Source organism: Dysgonomonas sp. 25 (assembly GCF_010501075.1).
Lineage (GTDB): Bacteria > Bacteroidota > Bacteroidia > Bacteroidales > Dysgonomonadaceae > Dysgonomonas.
In genome coordinates this window covers 1-19,314 of the sequence record NZ_QVMN01000006.1, presented here as the reverse complement: position 1 = coordinate 19,314, position 19,314 = coordinate 1, and the positions used below count along the sequence as shown (strand labels likewise).

Sequence of the window (19,314 nt, the reverse complement as noted above, 5' to 3'; positions counted from 1 at the left end):
TTTTTGATCCCGTGTAACTCTATCTTCTATTTCGTTAAATCCCTATTCTACGCTCGCCCTTACCCACTCCGAAGTACCGTTTTCGTTGATGGCTTCGATAGCGAAGTAATAAGGCAATGTCTTATCCATTCCCGGATAGTAATATTCGTTCTTACCGTGCACCATCACACAATTGTACAGTTTGTCGGGGTGCGTGCCGATATAGATATTATAAGCATAGGCATTCTCCACAGGTTTCCATTTAAACCATCCGTTACGACGGTCGGTATCGTTTCCCCTCAAGGCAACGAAATTCTCTACAGGAGAAGGCTTTTCGCCACTACCCAAACCGAAAACACGGAATCCGGAGATAGCAAACTTCCCTGTCGGCATGTGGATATTCTCCATCTTCAGGTAACGCGCTTTGACAGGCTTGTCGAGCTCGACATAATCGTGTGGAACGTCTTTTTTGTTCTTACTCTTGTCTATCAGTTTGTTCCATTTTTTACCGTCCATCGAGTAATACACGACATACTGATGGTAAATCCCTTGCTGTTTGCCTCTGAACTCAGCATCTTGATCGGCATAGTTAATCTGTACGGCATGCACTGTCGATACATCGCCCAAATCGGTTATCAGCCATTCGCCTTTGTTTGCGGTTTTGGCGCTCCAATAGGTTTTGATATCTTCATCCACCAAGTTGTTAGCATAATACGCGCCTAAGGTAGACGACACCTGTACAGGCTTGTTATAATTGAGAAGCATCCACCCTGCAAAACGGCTTTCGAGGTGATTGGCATTCCCGGCAGGCAGGTAATGCGGATAATCGCCGAAAACGGTGTTGCAATACATCACATCGTCTTTGTCGAAGCCGGCAGGCCAGATGCCGATGCGGCGCTCGAAGTTATTCTTCACGTTGATTACCATCGTCGATGTGTGCCAGTAGTTGCTCCAATTGTCTTGAAATGTAGCACCATGTCCCGCTCCGCGGATAAAGCCTCCCGCCTTCATGCTGAAAGGTAACGATACATGCTCGAAATGTCCCAGCGGACTATTGCCCACGGCTACGCCGTCTCCGTAATGGCTGAACTCCGTCCCCGGGCCACCCCATTGCAGGTAATATTTGCCGTTGTGCTTCGTCATCCAAGCCCCTTCCATAAAGGGTTTGAGGAAGGTATTATCCATATGTTCGCCAAAGCGGTGCCAGCCGATTTTGTCATCATTCAGCAACAGCATTTCTTTGCGTGTGCCCTGCGGCTGAAAAGTTGCTCTGTCCAACTCTATACCATACATTGGATATACGTTACTGCTTCCGTTGTACATATAGAGCCTTTCGTCATCATCGACAAAGAATGCCGGATCCCATCCGCCAATGTCGAAATGTTCGACAGCTTTTGTCCATTCGTTTCCTTTCGGGTTTGTACTCACCCAGATAGGGAAAATACGCGAATAGGTGGAACCGAAAACACACAGCGAATCGCCCTGCACCCAAGCCGCAGGAGCGCATAAATCGTCCCAATTGTCAGGCATGGCTTCTTTTATCTCATCCGTGAAGAATGAGCGGGAAACGAAATGCCAGTCGGACATATCGCTACTCCACCAATAGCCTGTCTGGTTGGTCGAAAAAAGGTAGTAATCGCCTTTGTAATTCACTATTACAGGGTCGGCTGATGTACGATGCTTACCCCAAGTGGTGAAGTTGGGAATCGGGCAATAGCCGTAATCCACGTTTATCGGGTTGCAATAGGTCTTTTGCTGACTGAATCCAACAATCGGAATAGTCAATAAAAGAGATATTAGTAGTATTCTCATTCTATTTTTCATATTGGTTTATTTTCTTAAAACACTAATACGTTGTTTATCAGCGATTATTTAGTTAAAAAGTAACATTCCTCTACTCATTTTCGATGTTTTTTATTGAGTTACTTTTCCTTCGCGAACTCCGTGAAAAACACCGTAAAATGCTGTGGTGAAAAATATAGACCACATCAATCGGAACGAGATGCCTCCTACTGTCGGCATGACAAAACTCCCAAAAAGTAACACAAGTATACTTATTTTCGAAAGTTTCTTTATCGAATTACTTTTTCTCGTAACTTGTAACTGTGCGAAGCACGAAGTAACTCGTAACTAAATATAGATAAACTAAGGTCGTTTATATTCGTACCCTAATTTGTCTAATCCCGTCTGAACATCCGGATGGCTCATAAACAGCTTCCACAGCAAGCCCGAACGATGATTCTCTATCATCGCGGCAATAGGCCCCTGATCGATAGCCAGATAACGTTGCGGATACCAGTTTTCTGTTTCGCTGAAAGCATCGTAGAAACCATAAGGCCCCATCAACGTATCGCCTTTGGCATACAGATAGCGCATAACCTTCATCGATTCTTCCGGCGTGTAAACGATAGACGAGAGTGCCGCCGTAGGGGCAATCACTCCGTGGTCGTGTTTCTCGAATGGTTCGTGGGCTGCATAGCCTTTCACCGAATAGCTGGCTGTCAATCCCCAGCAATCTTCGCCATATCCTTTATATCCTTTCGGGTTGCGGATGCAATAGGCACGATTGAGGAGCGTATAGTTTTTCATTTCTTCGAAGTAGTCCGCGTAGCGGTCTTTCAACCCATTCGGGTTCAATCCTAAGAACGAATAGTGTGCCCAGAATAAAGGTCCTGCGCCGCTGATGCTCTGATAGCGCATATTCAGTTTATAACCTTCTACTTCGTGTGGTCCGACGATTTTACCGCCTTCGCCCCACCCTTCAGTATAGGCTTCGGCCGGAATGCCATGTGTCGGCGAACATGCCGCCAGAACGTATGTTATCAGGCACTCGTTATATCCACGGATAGCAAAATTCATTTCCCACGAATGTTCAGGGCTCCAGTGCCAGTAGAGGACAGGCTTTCCGTTGCGGTGCCAGTTCCAGTCCACATTGCGCCAGAGTTTATCTATGCGGGCTGCCAGTGCCTTTTCGGCATCCGTTCCATTCACATAATACTGATGAAGCGTCAATAGCCCTTGGAAGAGGAAAGATGTTTCCACCAAGTCTCCACCATTATCTTTATCGCTGAAACCGACTACTTTGCCTGTTTCGCCATTCCACCAGTGCGGAAAAACGCCTTTGAAAGAATCAGCTTTTTCGAGGAAAGTAACAATACGCTCGAAACGCTCAAGACCTTGTTCGCGGGTTACATAGCCACGGTCTACTCCGGCGATAAGCGCCATGATTCCGAATCCGCTACCGCCCGATGTCACGGTATTTTTGTCGTATTGTCCATAATCGCCATCGACATGGAGACGTTCGCGAGCCATGCCGCTCACAGGCTCAGCGCCATCCCAGAAGTATTGGAAAGTCCTGCGTTGAACACTATCGAGCAATGCCTCGTCCGACATCGCCGTCGAACCGGTATTCTGTGTATTACCGCCACATGCAGCGAAAATTATTGCCACAGTAGCGAATAGGAGGAATAAAAATGTTTTTTTCATGATAATTTAGAATTTAAGAACAAAGGGAAGGAGCATCTGACAAAGAGCAGTACCCCTTCCCTTCATTAACCTCAAAAAACCAAAACCTATTTTATTTTAACTTGAACCTTGCTGTTTTTACATCGCGGCTATTGCCTCCAATCATTACATCGAAATCGCCCGGTTCGTTTACAAACTGAATGTCTGCATTATAAAACTTGAGCTTTTCGGGTGTAATAGTGAACGAAACGTCTTTCGATTCGCCCGCTTTGATTGTCACCCGTTCGAAGTCTTTCAGTTCTCTTACCGGACGGGTAACGCTTCCTACCAAGTCGCGGATATATAGCTGAACAACCTCGTCGCTATCGTATTTTCCTTTATTGGTAACGGTCACGGTAGCTGTCAGTTCGCCATTTCCATCTATCTCGGTAGCCGAAAGTCTGACATCGCTATAGTCGAATTGTGTATAGCTCAAACCATATCCGAACGGATAAAGCGGTTCGTTGCTAACATCGAGATAGTTGCTGCGGAATTTCTGGAACCATTGTCCCTGCGCCAACGGACGGCCGGTATTCTTATGATTGTAGAACAATGGCACTTGCCCTACGTTCTGCGGGAAAGTAGCCGGCAGTTTTCCGCTTGGGCTCACATCGCCGAACAATACGTCTCCGATAGCCGGAGCGGCTTCTGTTCCACCGAACCAAACGTTGAGGATAGCCGGAACGTTTTCGTCTTCCCATGTCAATGTCATCGGACGGCCGGCAAACAATACCAATACGACAGGTTTACCCGTTTTCAGCAATTCTTTCAATAATGTCTTCTGCACATCCGGAATACCGAGGTCTGTGCGGCTGCTCGATTCGCCACTCATTTCCGACGATTCGCCCAGAGCGGCTACAATAACATCGGCATTGCGCGCTACCGAAAGGGCTTCGGCTAACATTTGCGCATCAGTGCGTTTCTCCTGTTCGCGGTTCAATGTGCGTCCAAACATGGTTGCCCGTTCTTCGTATGCAGCATCGCTAATCAGGTGGCTACCTTTGGCGTAAGTCACGCGGGCTTTGTCGCCTACAACATCTTTGATGCCTTCGACCAAAGTCTTAGGTGCTACCAGATTGACTGCCACACTCCATGTGCCCGGCATATTGGACGAGCTGTTGGCTAAAGGACCAATCACAGCGACAGTACCTTTTTTATCGAGCGGCAATGTATTGTTGTCGTTTTTGAGCAATACGAAGCTCTTAGCTGCCGTTTGGCGGGCTATGGTACGGTGTTCGTCCGTATATATTTCTTTTTTAGCACGTTCTGCGTCGCAATATTTATACGGGTCGTCGAACAAGCCTAATTTATATTTCGCTTCCAAGATGCGGCGGCAAGCAAGGTTTAACTGCTCTTCCGTAACTTTTCCTTCTTCCACGGATTGTTTCAGTGTCGATAGGAAGCCTTCGCTTACCATATCCATATCCACTCCGGCATCCAATGCGCGGGCTGATACTTCCTGCATGTCGCCAATGCCGTGGTCTATCATTTCCATGATACCTGTGTAGTCGGTCACGACAAATCCGTCGAATCCCCATTGGTCGCGCAGAACGTCAGTCATCAGCCATTTGTTGGCTGTAGCCGGCACTCCGTCTACTTCGTTGAACGAAGCCATCACGCTACCTACTCCGGCATCCACAGCTGCCTGATAAGGATACATGTATTCGTTGAACATGCGCATGCGGCTCATATCAGTCGTTCCATAATCGCGTCCGGCTTCGGCAGCGCCATACAAGGCATAATGTTTCACACAGGCCATTATCTGGTTGTTGCTTTTGTAGGCATCGTCGCCACGTCCCTGATAGCCGTAAACCATGGCTTTGGCTATTTCGCCACCGAGATACGGGTCTTCGCCACTACCTTCGGAAACACGTCCCCAGCGCGGATCGCGGCTGATATCGACCATCGGGCTGAATGTCCAGCAAATACCGTCGGCACTGGCTTCGGTTGCGGCTATGCGCGCCGATTGCTCGATAGCGGCTCTGTCGAAGGTTGCTGCCATCCCCAATGGAATAGGAAACACGGTTTCGTAGCCGTGGATAACGTCCATCCCGAATATCAACGGGATTTTCAGACGGCTCTCTTCCACAGCGATACGTTGTACTTCTTTTATCTTTTCTACTCCTTTTATGTTGAACAGGCCACCCACCTGTCCGGCTTTTATCTTCTCGGCAATATTGCTGCTTTTGGCCTCTCCGGTCGTAATGTCTCCCGAACTCGGCAAGTTGAGCTGCCCTATTTTTTCTTCGAGGGTCATTTGCCCCATCAAATCGTCGATAAATTTATCCATCTCGGCATTCCCGCTTTTTTTGTCGTCGCAAGCAGCAAATACCAAACATACTAAGAGAAGTGTCAGTAATTTTTTCATTGTCATCTTTTTTCCAATTAATCTTATATATTCGGACTTGTAAAGCCGAGCTTCGTCAAACCGGCCTTCATCTCCGCATCATTCATAAAAAGCCTCCAGAAGAGTTGGCTGCGATAGTTTTCTATCATCACCACGATAGGTCCCTGATCGATGGCCAGATAGCCTTTCTTCACCCAATTGTTTTGCGGGCAATAGGCATCGTAGAATCCGGCTACGCCATGTGTCATATGCTTGATTGAATAGAAGAAGCGCATTGCATCGAGCGATTCTTCGGGTGCATATGGTAAAGAACTAAGTGCTGCGGTAGGCGATATTATGCCCAAATCGTTAGCCGGAGAGTGTGCCGCATAGCCGTTAGGCGAATAGCTGGCTGTCAATCCCCAACAATTTTTGCTATATCCGCTATATCCTCTCGGATTGTCGATGCAGTAGTTATAATTTATCAACGTATGATTTACGGCAGCATTGCCATAGTTCACATATTCATCGGCTAATCCGTTGGGGTTGAGTCCGAGGAAAGAATAGTGCGAGAAGAACAAAGGTCCTCCATATTCTTGATTTCCTGCATGCTTTACGACCAAAGGGTAACCGTATTTACTTGCTGTCGACTTTATATTTCCGGATTTTGCCCATCCTTGTGTATATACATCTTTTGTGATAGTGTGTGTAGGCGAGGAAGCCGCCAAAACATATGTTATCAGGCATTCGTTGTATCCTTCTATTCTAAGTCCTATTTCGAAGTTGTAGTCGGGCGACCAATGCCAATATAAAACATTATCGCCATTGGTGTACCAGTTCCATTCTATTCCGCGCCAAAGTTGATCGGCTTGTTGTGATAGTGCTTGTTGAGCGGTATTCCCGTCTTTGAAGTAATTGCGGACAGCAATCAATCCTTGTGCGAAAAAGGCCGTTTCGACCAAATCGCCACCATTGTCTTTCTGGCTGAACGGGAGAACGTGTCCTGTATTACCGTCGATCCAATGTGACCATGCTCCGTGAAAACGATCGGCATGCTCGAAGAAGTCCAATATCCTGCCGATGCGTGTTGTACCTTCGTCGGCCGATATAAAACCTCGCTCGATTCCTGCAATCAATGCCATAAGCCCGAATCCTGTGCCTCCTGTTGCCACTACATGAGCATCATTGTTGGGCGATTGAACTTCGTAGCGTTCGCGGGCTGCGCCGGAATTGGATTCGGCGTACTGCCAGAAGTATTGGAAAGTAGATTCCTGTACGAAATCAAGCAATTCCTCATCAGTCAGGTCTATAACGACTTCGCCGTCTCCGTCTCCGCCACCGGGGGGAGGAGGAGGGGTAGGTGAATCGTCGGAATCACCGCAGGCGAACATCGCCAATATTACGATAAGGCAGAATGGTATATATTTATTCATAATTATTATCTGAGGGTTAAATTAGCCGGTTACACTTGGCATTTTTGTTTATCATGTAACCGGCTAAAAAATGAATCAAACCTAAAGCCCTCTATTTAACTACCAGTTAGGATTTTGCCCTAATTCCGGTGTTTGTAGCAACTGTTCGTTCGGAACAGGGAAATATTCATGTTTGCCTACTACGAATGTTTTACCATCGGCAGCCATGGCAGTTGCTCCTTGTCCTGTGCGAACAAGGTCGAACCAACGGTCGTGCTCCATTGCCAACTCAAGACGGCGTTCGTCCCAGATAGCCTGACGGAGAGCAGCTTGAGCTGTTATTGTCAGACTTGACAATCCGGCACGGTTGCGTACTTGGTTCAATGCGGCAAGTGCATCTGTTGTAAGTCCCAATTCGTTTGCAGCTTCTGCTTTGATAAGGAGCAGTTCGGCATAACGCAGGTATGGAACGAATCTGTCATTCTGGCTACCACCCGGGTCAGAGCTTGAATATGCTTTGTAGTTGTACATCGCATTTTCGGTAGAACCGACTACACGTCCGTCGTAAAGTACGGAGTTGCGGAAAATGATAGTCGCATCGCGACGTTGTGTATCTCCGGCAGCATTGAATGCATCGAGTAGGTTTTGAGATGGCGTGTTGAAACCCCAACCCCAACCGGTTGTACCACGCGCACCTTGCGTTTGCGAGTATTGTTGTATACCGTGTGCTATTCCATTAGTAGCATCTTTTGCCTGGAATTCGAAGATAGATTCGCTGCCGTTGTGATATGCTGCATCTGATTTGAATGCGTCTAAATAGCTCGACATTAAATTGTATTCGTTCGAATTGATTACCGTATCGGCATAGTTGTATGCTTTTTGCCAGTCTTTCTGATACAGATGTACTTTCGCCAAAAGAGCCTGAGCTGCACCTTTGGTTGCACGTCCCATATCTCTCGATGCATATCCGCTACGGAGCGGCAAAGTGGCAGCTGCGTCTATCAGATCGGCTTCGATATAGTCATATACAACGTCAACATCGGCGCGTAGTGTAAGATCCTGCTCCTGAATAGGCACTGCTCCCCATCCGCGGACAAGGTAGAAGTAGTTGAGCGCACGCAGGAACTTAGCTTCGCCAATCATACGGTCTCTGTAGCTTGCATCTGTAAGACCATAGTTTTGAGTATATTCAATCGATTGTGTAGCACGCCCGATAGAGGTATACCAGTATTTCCACATGGCACGTACCGAGCCGCAAGTAGTGGTGAATGTCAATCCGTCCAACTCGTGTTTGTCTGTTCCTGTATCACTCGGCGAACTTCCTTTATCGGCATTGTCGGATATTATTTCGGTTACACCGAGGAATGAGAAAGAGTAGTCCCAGCTATCGAACATACCATATACGCCGGTCAATATTTCCTCCGGCGAGTAAACTTCCTGATCTTTGGCTTCTACTTTTTCGCGCGAATCTTCATCGAGGAAGCTGTTACAGCTCGTCGTAAGAAGAGACACCGATAAAATTATAGCTATGCTTATATATAATTTCTTCATGATTCTATTTTTTATTGATTAAGGTTTAATTAGAATTGTAAGTTAACTCCAAATAAGAAATTACGCGTTGTAGGATAAGCAGACATCTCCATACCTGCTGTACCGTTAGGTGAGCCGTCTCCGGTAATTTCAGGAGTAAATCCTGAGTAGTCTGTAAACATAAACGGATTCTGAGCTGTTGCATACAATCTTAGTTTCGACCCTTTGAACACCAAATCGTTGAAAGTATAACCCAACGTGATGTTGTTGATACGGAAATAAGAACCACTCTCGAGATAGTATGTCGACGCTTCTTTGTCGCGGTTTGCTCCCGGATGTTTGTTTGTCGATCCTGCACCTGTCCATCTGTCCTTGAATGTATCTTTTGAGATGTTTTCTCCTCCGTCGATACGTCCGTATTTCAATGCATTGAAAACTTTATTTCCGGCTACGCCATATCCGTCAATGCTGAAATCGAAGTTTTTGTACTCGGCTCCGATATGTATACCATAAGTAGAGATAGGAAGGTATGAGCCTGCGTAAACTTTGTCGCGCTCATCGATAATGCCGTCTTCATTTTGATCTTTGTATTTCAGGTGACCCGGAAGTGGAGTTCCTACATGCGGATTAGAGCTGATCTCGGCTTGTGTCTGCCATACGCCATCTGCTTCGTACAGCCACCATCCGTAGATTGGTCTGTTTATCATCAAACGTTTCGAAAGGTGCCCGTTCGACAAACTACCACCAGTATCGCCGTCGTAAGCCGGTTTCACATTTTTCACCTTATTCTTGTTGTAAGAATAGTTCATGCTCACTTCATATCTCAAGCCGTCTAAGATTTTATCAGTCCATCCCAGATTGAATTCGAAACCTCTGTTGCTTACTTTTGCTCCATGATCATAGAAAGCCTGATCGAAGCCTGAGTTCAGAACAGGATTTACCCGCAGGATAGTATTGGTATTCATCTTATCGTAGAAGTCGAATCCCCCGGTCAGACGTTGGTTCAACATGGCGAAGTCGAATCCGATACTCGTTTCGCGAGTAATCTCCCATGAAATATCTTTCACTGGTGTACCAAATGCCGCACCCATATAATATCCTGCCGGATCTCCGAAGACATAGTTGTAGTTCGAGTTTGTAGGTTTTGACAATATCTGAGAAACGTTTAACGGAACATTCTGGTTACCTAATTTACCCCATGTCGCTCTTAGTTTCAAATAGTCGAAAACACCATTTTCTTTCATAAATTCTTCTTCGGAAATAGTCCATCCTAAACCGAATGAAGGGAAGTTACCCCAGTTTCTGTTGTTTTCCTTGAACTTGCTACTTCCGTCGCGACGGATTGTTGCAGTAGCATAGTATTTGCCTGCATAATTATATTGTACGCGGCCAAAGAAAGAGGCTAAAGCTGTCGGAGTATAATTGACATGTTCGATTGTCTTTTCGTATAAACTCGATGCTTCGCTCAAATTCCAGTATTGGCTTTTTGCCGGCACGTCATATCCTTTCATATACGAGCGGCTTCCGATATTATAGCGTTCTGCAGACATACCTGCAACCGCATCGATATGGTGCAAATCAAACTCTTTGTTGAACGAGAGGAATCCTTCCCACACCCAACGGAAAGTTTCGATATCTTCTAATGCAAGAGAGTTATTGGCATAACTGGTCGCACTCGGAGAAGCTGCTTTCAATGCGTCGAACTGAGCTTCTGTTTTAGAGACTGCGTCTCCTGTATTGAGATATGCCCGTCTAATATCTGAGAATACCCGGTTTTTGTAGTAGTATTTTGTCGCTCCGAAGCGAGAAGTCGCTTTCAAGAAGTCTGTGATTTTGAGTTCACCTTCGAAACCACCTTGCAATGTCAATGTCTTAGCGCGTTCGTTTGAGTTGGCGATAGTAAACAATGGGTTACCATAGCTGTTCAACTCTCCCGATGCTCCACTGTAAGGGCCTCCCGTCCAGACAGTACCTGTTCCCTGATCGTAGAATGGAGAAGCATAGCGACCTGTGGAATAGTGAGTAGGAAGAATCGGAGATTGGCGATAAGCTTCGTTGAATGCGCCGTATGGTTTAGGTGTTTCGTTAGTAAATGAAATATTCAGGTTCTGCGAAATCTTCAACCGGTCATTGAATAATCTGTAGACGTTGTTGTTGCGGATCGTAGAACGTTTGTATTTCTGTTCATCCAGAATACCTTTTTCGTCGTAGTAGTTGTAGCTTACGAAATAGTCGACAGCTCTGCTTCCTCCCGAGATAGAAACCGTATTGCTGTTGAACAGTCCTGTTTCCAACAATTCATCGTACCAATCGGTGTCTGCCGGTTGTTGAGATGCCGGAGCAAGAAAACCGGTAGCACTTCCCTGAGCAGTCAGGTTCTCGTTGTAATATGTCACATACTGTTCGGCATTTGCCATTTTCACGCGGTTCAATACCGATTTTATACCCACATAAGAATCCACCGAAATTTTGTTGTGGCCTTCTTTTCCTTTTTTAGTTGTAACGATAATTACACCATTCGCTGCACGCAAACCGTAGATAGAGGCCGAAGAGGCATCTTTCAACACATCCATCGAAACGATATCCGAAGGGCTGATATTCTTGATGTCATCAACAGGGAAACCATCAACAATATAAAGCGGATTACGTCCTCCGAGTGCAGTACCCAATCCACGGATAACCACTGTAGGAGAAGATCCCGGAGCATCGGAACCGATAATGTTCACACCGGCAATTTTTCCTTGCACAGATTGTGCTGCATTCAATGCGGGTTGGCGCATAATGGCTTCGGAGTTAACGCTACCGATCGAGCCTGTCAAATCTTGTTTCTTGGATGTACCGTAACCGATAACAACTGTTTCTGTCAGCATGGTTGCGTTTTCTTCCATTTTGATGTTGATTACTGTTTGCGAACCAACGGTCACACTCTGTGCCTTCATCCCGACATAGCTAAATTCCAGGACGTCGGAAGAGGAAGCCGAAATAGAGTAGGCTCCGTCGATGTCGGTACTGACGCCATTCGTTGTGCCACGTACGACAACAGACACCCCGATAAGCGGTTCGTTGAATTCATCCACAACCGTACCTGTAATAGTCTGAGACTGCGCATATCCCGCCACGCTAACGACGAGCAGACATGCAACCAGTAAAAACTTTTTCAAGGAGATTGTTCTCTGTTCTAATGTTTTTCTTAGTAGATTAATCTTCATGGTTATTAATTTTTATTTAAACTATAATGTTTCTAAATCGAACAATAAAATCACGACCCGGCAAATAATATGTGGTTAGGGATTATTTAGCCGGTCGTTTTATTAGTTTGATTCAAAGTCGAAAGTAGGGGGGAAGAGGCAAAATGAAAAAGAAATCGATACACCCTGAGTACATGAGGTCGGATTTTAACAAAAACCCGACCTCACTTTTACCTCTCACCAATTTTTATAATATTGATTATTAGATTTTTACAAATACACTTTAGAGATCCAAAATAAATTCATTCAGGTTCTGCGAAGGCTTCAAATACAGCTTCTTGCGTAGTCTGTAACGGCTATTTTCGACCGCACGGACTGATAAATTCATTAAGGAAGCTATCTCTTTCGACTCTAAATTCAACTTGAGGCAGGCACATAAACGAAGATCGCTGCTTGTAAGTTGAGGATACATAGCCTTCAATTTCTTGAAAAAGTCTTTATGCTTTTCTTCAAACTTGATAAGGAAGGTCTTCCAGTCGCCTTCGGTATCGACATTGTTCAGCAGCAGATCTATCTTTTGGGTTAACGGCTCTAAGTTCCTTGTACTCTTGCCTTTCTGGAAATTGTCGATAATATCTTTTATCTTCATTATCAATTCATTCTTCTGGATGATAAAAGATGTTTGCGTCAGGAGCTCGGCATTCTTCAATTCCAATTCGGTCTGCAGTTTACCTGCCAACCGTTTCAAGCGCTTGGTTTCGCGTGCCCTGATCTTTTGCAGGTGCAGATTCCGGTAGCGGCGCAATACGAGCGCCCATACGATATAGAATATAAGCATCGTGAGCAATACATACGAGGCATAAGCCCATCCGGTGAGATACCACGGGGATAAGACTTCGAACTCATAAATGACGGGCTCGGAGGTATTACCCAATTTGTCCACCGTCCTCAACAGGAAGCGATATTCTCCGGCAGGCAAACGGGCATAAGAGATTTTGTTTATCTTCTCTCCTTCCGACCAATTGTGATCTACCTGATCCAACTTATATTGGAACAGGACGTTGGACGAAAAGATATCCTGCGACGAGAAGTGAAATGTTATCGTATTATACTGGTATGCGATTTTCGCAAACTCGTCCAGATTTTTACATTGTTTATCGCCGTCAATATTTGTTGCCTGCAACACATCGAGGTAAGGGCGCTTCAGTTTCTTCGACTTTTCGTAATGGCTGACTCCCAGAGCTTTGTAGATAAGGAATCCATTGTCGAGACAAATCAAGGTGTTCGACTCATTCAGTTGCGAGGCATTCTCGTAATTGTTTACCAACAGAAGGCTGATATCGAACGTATAGTTTTCTAAGATTGTCGCTTCATAGCCATCGTATTTGAACTTATAGACAGAGGTATTACCCAATGCCCAGAATGTATCGTTCGATATAGGGACAATATTCTTAATCCCTTTGATGTTTTCGAAGCAGTTATTCAGCAAGGTGCTCGGTATAATACGGTTCTCAATATCATCGTAGGTGAAGAACTGATCGTTTCCGTGCAGGACGATACGTCCTCCCACTTTGAAGATCTTCAGTTTATAAGGCAGGCCGTCATTGCTATCGCCGCCGTAATAGGTATAACTTTCTATATCCGTCAGGTCGCTATTCAGGCGGCAACGGTATACCCCTTTGTTGAAATGTTCGAGCCAGACATTGCCCAGATGATCCGTTATCACCGTCATGATAGGCTCGCGGGGTTTAGCCGGAGTGGATACTTCTCCCGTAGTGGGATCGACTATCCTCACCGAACTATATGTGGATAGTATAATTCGCTCTTTATTATGGAGGTTTAAGTTAGAAATGTTATACACACCCGTCCTTATGGCATATTCGTCTCTGATTTGCAGATTGGGGAGAATCTGTTTCAACCCTCTGTTGTGGCAGCAATAGAGTTTGCCGTCTATCATTTCCAACTGCCACGACTGTCCTTGCGTCCCTTCTATCAGGCGGAGATTATTCAATGTATTGGGCTGCTCCAATTCTTTTTCGTACAAGTAGAATACCCCCTGATTGGTGGCCAGAAAAAGCTTCTCGTTCCACATGAGAGCATCATAGATAGCGGGCGTATTCCCGCGCGGGGCGGTATAACAATCCATATTCTCTATATAGTGGACATACGCCACTCCCCGATCCATTGCCACCCAGATGTTGTGCAAGTTATCCTCGAACAAAGACAAAATCGTATTATTCTGCAACGAATTGACTGCCGATATATGGTTGAGTATATTTCCTTCGGTATCTACTTCGTAAATCCCGTCTAATATCGTCCCGAGCATATATGTCCCATACGAAGTATAGATACCACAATTCAATTCTTTAGGGTTGATAACAGCCGAAAGTGACTTGTTCCAAACCGTAAAAGTCTCACCGTCGTAAATATACAATCCCTGTGTAGCCGTGCCTATCAGATATTTATCTTCTTCGTAGGGTAAAATAACCCGGATATCGGTATCCTTGAAAATATCACTCCCTCCTATCTCTTCCAGCTCGGTACCCGAAAGCCTGTATAGCGGACCTCTCATTCTCTGCACGAGATACTCATCGCGCACCTTCATCAGGAATAAGAAACCACTATCGAAAGGGATACGCTTTACCGTCTCATAGTCATATATATAAATGGAATTGAACGACTGAAAATAAACACCTGCCGAATCAATCCATATCTTCCAGAAATCATCGTTCCCGAAAAGGGTTTTGTCGATGTCGCTACTCAATGAGGTATAGACCAATTCGCCCGAGATATCCCTGTCCCATCGTCCGAATTCCTCATACCCTCCCGTAAAAATAGTATTGTGCGATTGTACCGCCAGCGATCGCAGGATGGAGGAGTTAGGCAACTCGCTCAGGCGCCATTCGATACCGTCGAACTGCAACAATCCCCTGTCATTGCCAAAATATATCATTCCTTTCTCGTCCTGCCCGATAGCCCAGTTCTTATTATCTGCATGGTAATACTCCCTGTACAGATTGATAATATGAGGCTTATTAGCTTGCAAAGCCAAGCTGCACAGAATCATAATCAGCAAAAAGATATATTTTCTCATATATTCATTCAAGGTTGAAAGGATAATATAATTATTCAATTCATAAATATACGCAACAGTATCTAAATAGACAAAATGACAGGGATTAATGATAGGAATCGGCTATCTTTTTCCATGCAGACGCAAAAAAGGCGAAAACGCCTACCCCTCACTATCAAAAATCTTCTCTCCCCATATTCGCCATAGTCCGGGCAAAGAATTTGCCGGCACACGCATACCCTTCTTCGTATAGTTCCTGCAATTTAGATACGTCCTTTTCTATTCTGTCCACAACTACCGGCTTCTCGGGGCGGATAACCAGTACTTCGCCCGCCGCTTCCAGCTTCTCTACCAATTCGAGTTGCGCATTATAGAGGCTGTTTCGCTGCGACAGCGCCTGTCTCAATGCCGGATATTTCCGGTAAAAAATGGAAGGGACTTTAATATCTTTCCCATTCTTCCGATATCCCTTGTTACGCGTAAGGATGACCAGATTCCGTTTATATCCCTTGGCTATTGCCCTCCTCAGCGGGATAGAATCTACAATACCCCCATCCAGCATTGGCACATCGTCTACATAGGTAATGGGGCACATAAAAGGCAGGCTGCTGGAAGCTTTCACAATGTCGATAATCCGCTTTGGATTGTGTTTTTCCTCGAAATAGTTCGGTTCGCCTGTCAGGCAGTTGGTCGTAACCATCTCGAACTGCCCTTCGGAATTCGCATACGCCTCATAATCATAAGGAAGGATCTCTTCGGGGAAACGATGGAAAAGCAAGTCGTAATCCATAATATTCCTCTTACGGATAAAGTGACGGAAGCCAATGTAGCGATATTTCTCCAACAGATCTATATTGCTGAACTTAGCCCGTCCCCGCTGGTTCGACATATACGACAAGCCATTGCATGCCCCTGCCGAAACACCGATAGCATAGGGAAAACGGATATGGTTATCCATCAAATAATCGAGGACACCACAGGTAAAGACACCGCGCATGCCTCCTCCCTCTAATACCAATCCTGTATTTTCAATATTTCTTTGCACCTTTTTATTTATTGAGAAAATCAACCGATCCCATTTATATGCATACCAAACAATTTCCGCTTTGTTATATTGATATAGATATTCCAATAATCCGAACCGCCATCTAATACGCCTATTATCTCTGAACCTAATGCTTCCATGGAGATCTCTTTATTTCTCAATAAATTGATCCAAATGATAACATCCCCTTCATCTGTTAAATAACCGGCATATTGTCGTTTATATTTATTCAGCATCTTTCTTGTTAAACGGGGTTCTCCATTAAGCAAATACGGATGGGATAGATACTTTTCCATCTCTACATCGATACTATCTCTTAATATTGATTCTGCAAGATGAATCTCATCTATATTCGGCGTATAACGTTTTCCCTCGATTTTCTCATATTCAGGTACGAAATATTCTTTAGGAAATATATAGCCCACATACCCCCTATTTTTTATAAAAACAGTAGGTTCCTGAGCTTTTAACAAGCTGCATATCAATAGGAAAAACAATAAGTATAGCGTTCTCATGATTTATCAGATTTAGAAAATGATAAACTTTCTATTCTAAAATAGAATATCTTAATCTTTTACTTCTTATTCGAAGATCAGCCTAAAGATAGTAAAAATGATTACATTTATATCCCAAATTACAGGAACGATGGCTATAAAAATTCTTTTGGTCGGATTGGGAGGCGGCTTGGGCAGCATTCTGCGTTTCCTCACCTCCACCTATATCAATCGCTGGTATATACAAGCTTTTCCCATGGGGACATTCGTCGTCAACATCGTCGGGTGCTTCCTTATAGGCCTGCTTATGGCAATGGCGGGCAAATACCTCAACGAAGACCTGCGGTTGTTGCTTATCACGGGCTTTTGTGGTGGATACACCACCTTTTCGACTTTCTCGGCCGAGAATATGTTCCTTTTGCAGAACGGGAATTATGCCACCTTAGGGTTATATATCCTTGCCAGTGTTGCTGTCGGGCTGCTCGCCGTATGGTTGGGCGACGCGCTCGTCAACTGGATATACGAATAACCTCCCCCAAAAAGGTGATAATTGTGTTACCTTTTTGTTACCCTACTGTTACCTTTGTGGGGTTTCGTTTGTGTTCATTATGAGCAAATAAGAACAAAAAGGCATACAAAAAGTATATATATTTTGTGCGTTTTTTGTTGTGGTTCCTTTTTCATTATTTAACCGCGAAGGGCTCAAAGATTCTACACCAAGGGCACAAAGTAAAAGAACGGTTCTGTCATGCTGAGCCTTTGGCGAAGCATCCCGACCCGAGGATGAACAGCGCAAAGCGTAACGAGCTCCCTCGCATCCGCTCGGGATGACAAAGAACACAGGGAAACAGTCCGCGAAGACTATCTCCCTGTATAGATAAAGTTGTTTTATTTCATTACGGACAGGTAGGTGCTGTTATAGAGCCATCTACGGTTGTTGTCCCGGGAAAATACTGAGAAGAGACTTTGGGTTGCCAATTGTTTGGACAATAGTTCGGATGTAGCTTAAATTTATTCACTTCACTCTGGGGTAGCCAATTATTCTGGCATTCGAGATCTGTCAATAGCATGTTATTTGATATATCCAGTGTGGTTAATTGATTACCATAACACCATAAAGTTGTTAATAGCGTATTATTCGACACATTCAAACTGGCAAGTTGGTTCCCTTGACACATCAAACGTGTTAATGATACATTATTTGAGATATCTAAATTAGTTAATTGGTTAGCCCCACAGTATAAACCTCCCAGTGCTATGTTATTCGATAGATCCAAAGATGTCAACAAGTTAGCATCACAACTTAGGCTCTCTAATGCAGTATTATGCGATATATCCAGGCCAGCCAATTGGTTAGAATGGCAATTCAAGGTTCTCAATATTGTATTATTCGACACATCCAAACTGGTCAGTTGATTAGAACTACATGACAATTCTATTAATACTTTGTTATGTGATACATCTAAGGTTGTCAGTTGGTTAGCATGAAAGCCTAAAAATCTCAAGTCCTTATTATTCGATACATCTAAACTAGTTAATAGATTGCCACTACAGAGTAAAGTTACCAACTTATACAATTTTTCTATACCTGTGGAGGACGTGAGGTTCTTTGACTCAACTGATAATCCTGCTACCCGTTGCTCCCCGCAAATGCTTGTCCACGTAACCCCTTCGAAAGTAGACGGGTCTGCTGCCAGATTCCAACCGAGGGTATTCCCAGGGTTCGCATTGTAAAGGTTTTTCAATGCCTGTACATCTTCTTCGTAACTACCTAATTCATCAAGGTCAACTTGTTCGCCTGATAGTTGCATCCATTGCGCCCCTTCCCAGACAAACAAGCCGGTGGGCGTTCCGCATTCGGGTTGGTCAAGTGTGTTATACACGATAAGTCCTGCATGTTCTGTGGCAAGGGTACCTGTTATCTCAGCGGCTGCTCCCATCTTTAGTTTTTTATAGGATTGCAACTCTACCCGTGGCAATCCCAGTCCTTTTTTAGTAGTCCCATCTTCTTTCAAGTCAAGTAAAGCCCCCGCAACAGGCGGTTGGTTACTTCCTATCGTTACCTGCCCATGCAAGCCGATTGTCATAAATAAGGCTAATATAATGATAGCCTGTGTCAAGAATTTTTTCATAATAAAAAATAATTAGTGAATATGATAATGAGATAATGTGCTGATATAATAATGTGGTAATATGCTAATGTGATAATGCCGGACAGCCCCATAGCGAAGAGGTGCTTTTCTATTAGCTCATCAACACATTGGCACATTAAGAAATTAATTCTGTAAGCCGTTAGCTGATAGCTGTTAGCTTTGTCATCCCGAGTGGATGCGAGGGATCTCTTTCGGTTTTTGTGTAGGGGCAGACCTGTGTGTCTGCCCGATATATCGGTTTGCGGGCGCACACGCAGGTGCGCCCCTACAAGGGTTCTATTGTTGATAGAAGAGGATGATATACTTCCCCCTTCGGGGGATTGAGGGGGCCTGCTGATAACTGAAAGATAGCCCCTCGCTCCCCCTCTTGTGGAGGGGGCTGGGGGGAGGTAGGTACGGCTGTCGCAGCCGGAAATACCCCTGACATTAACACAAGCATTCGGGCACCCCCTCCCTACCTCCCCCACAAGGGGAGGAGATAGGAAAAGAGTGTATATTTTTACTCCCCCTCTGCTGGAGGGGGACGGGGGGAGGTGAATTTTATTAGTTGAAAATTTGGATAATCGCCCGAAAAACGTTATATTACGTGTGTGTGTGTGTGTGTGTGTGT

11 protein-coding genes are annotated in these 19,314 nt (G+C 44.8%); 1 reads left to right on the top strand and 10 read right to left on the bottom strand.

What is annotated here, in order from left to right; translation table 11 throughout:
• Positions 1-42 precede the first annotated feature (42 nt).
• The 9 genes from D0T66_RS10380 to D0T66_RS10340 all read right to left on the bottom strand — a co-directional run bounded on the left by D0T66_RS10380 (position 43) and on the right by D0T66_RS10340 (position 16,572).
• A complete protein-coding gene (locus D0T66_RS10380) occupies positions 43-1,791 on the bottom strand; it encodes a discoidin domain-containing protein (protein WP_255489802.1) in 1,749 nt (582 codons plus the stop codon).
• A 333-nt stretch (positions 1,792-2,124) separates the two neighbouring features.
• Complete coding sequence (locus D0T66_RS10375) at positions 2,125-3,465, bottom strand: glucoamylase family protein (protein ID WP_163357222.1); 1,341 nt, start codon at positions 3,463-3,465, stop codon at positions 2,125-2,127.
• A 91-nt stretch (positions 3,466-3,556) separates the two neighbouring features.
• Complete coding sequence (gene bglX, locus D0T66_RS10370) at positions 3,557-5,851, bottom strand: beta-glucosidase BglX (RefSeq protein WP_370520791.1); 2,295 nt, start codon at positions 5,849-5,851, stop codon at positions 3,557-3,559.
• Positions 5,852-5,874: 23 nt separating this feature from the next.
• Positions 5,875-7,242, bottom strand: a complete 1,368-nt coding sequence (locus tag D0T66_RS10365) for a glucoamylase family protein (RefSeq protein ID WP_185154834.1) — start codon at positions 7,240-7,242, stop codon at positions 5,875-5,877.
• A gap of 99 nt (positions 7,243-7,341) precedes the next feature.
• Positions 7,342-8,772, bottom strand: coding sequence for a RagB/SusD family nutrient uptake outer membrane protein (locus D0T66_RS10360; RefSeq protein WP_163357220.1), 1,431 nt, complete (start codon positions 8,770-8,772; stop codon positions 7,342-7,344).
• Between the two features lie 29 nt (positions 8,773-8,801).
• Positions 8,802-11,960 carry a TonB-dependent receptor gene (locus D0T66_RS10355; RefSeq protein WP_163357219.1) on the bottom strand — a complete coding sequence of 1,053 codons (3,159 nt, stop codon included), beginning with the start codon at positions 11,958-11,960 and terminating at the stop codon, positions 8,802-8,804.
• Positions 11,961-12,222: 262 nt separating this feature from the next.
• Positions 12,223-15,033 (bottom strand): triple tyrosine motif-containing protein, encoded by a 2,811-nt coding sequence (locus tag D0T66_RS10350; RefSeq protein WP_163357218.1) that lies wholly within the window; start codon positions 15,031-15,033, stop codon positions 12,223-12,225.
• Between the two features lie 154 nt (positions 15,034-15,187).
• Positions 15,188-16,057, bottom strand: coding sequence for a patatin family protein (locus D0T66_RS10345; protein WP_370520790.1), 870 nt, complete (start codon positions 16,055-16,057; stop codon positions 15,188-15,190).
• Positions 16,058-16,077: 20 nt separating this feature from the next.
• A complete protein-coding gene (locus D0T66_RS10340; RefSeq protein WP_163357217.1) occupies positions 16,078-16,572 on the bottom strand; it encodes a hypothetical protein in 495 nt (164 codons plus the stop codon).
• 97 nt (positions 16,573-16,669) lie between these two features.
• Between D0T66_RS10340 and crcB the strand changes: the two genes are divergently transcribed.
• Positions 16,670-17,080, top strand: coding sequence for a fluoride efflux transporter CrcB (gene crcB, locus D0T66_RS10335; RefSeq protein ID WP_255489801.1), 411 nt, complete (start codon positions 16,670-16,672; stop codon positions 17,078-17,080).
• 367 nt (positions 17,081-17,447) lie between these two features.
• Here crcB and D0T66_RS10330 read toward each other — a convergent pair whose 3' ends face one another.
• A complete protein-coding gene (locus tag D0T66_RS10330; protein WP_163357216.1) occupies positions 17,448-18,683 on the bottom strand; it encodes a leucine-rich repeat domain-containing protein in 1,236 nt (411 codons plus the stop codon).
• Positions 18,684-19,314 lie beyond the last annotated feature (631 nt).

What these genes read in the sequence shown, in the direction of transcription:
- D0T66_RS10375 (WP_163357222.1), bottom strand. Translation starts at nt 3,465, where the DNA reads ATGAAAAAAACATTTTTATTCCTCCTATTCGCTACTGTGGCAATAATT.
- crcB (WP_255489801.1), top strand. Translation starts at nt 16,670, where the DNA reads ATGATTACATTTATATCCCAAATTACAGGAACGATGGCTATAAAAATT.
- D0T66_RS10380 (WP_255489802.1), bottom strand. Translation starts at nt 1,791, where the DNA reads ATGAGAATACTACTAATATCTCTTTTATTGACTATTCCGATTGTTGGA.
- D0T66_RS10350 (WP_163357218.1), bottom strand. Translation starts at nt 15,033, where the DNA reads ATGAGAAAATATATCTTTTTGCTGATTATGATTCTGTGCAGCTTGGCT.
- D0T66_RS10355 (WP_163357219.1), bottom strand. Translation starts at nt 11,960, where the DNA reads ATGAAGATTAATCTACTAAGAAAAACATTAGAACAGAGAACAATCTCC.
- bglX (WP_370520791.1), bottom strand. Translation starts at nt 5,851, where the DNA reads ATGAAAAAATTACTGACACTTCTCTTAGTATGTTTGGTATTTGCTGCT.
- D0T66_RS10360 (WP_163357220.1), bottom strand. Translation starts at nt 8,772, where the DNA reads ATGAAGAAATTATATATAAGCATAGCTATAATTTTATCGGTGTCTCTT.
- D0T66_RS10330 (WP_163357216.1), bottom strand. Translation starts at nt 18,683, where the DNA reads ATGAAAAAATTCTTGACACAGGCTATCATTATATTAGCCTTATTTATG.
- D0T66_RS10365 (WP_185154834.1), bottom strand. Translation starts at nt 7,242, where the DNA reads ATGAATAAATATATACCATTCTGCCTTATCGTAATATTGGCGATGTTC.
- D0T66_RS10340 (WP_163357217.1), bottom strand. Translation starts at nt 16,572, where the DNA reads ATGAGAACGCTATACTTATTGTTTTTCCTATTGATATGCAGCTTGTTA.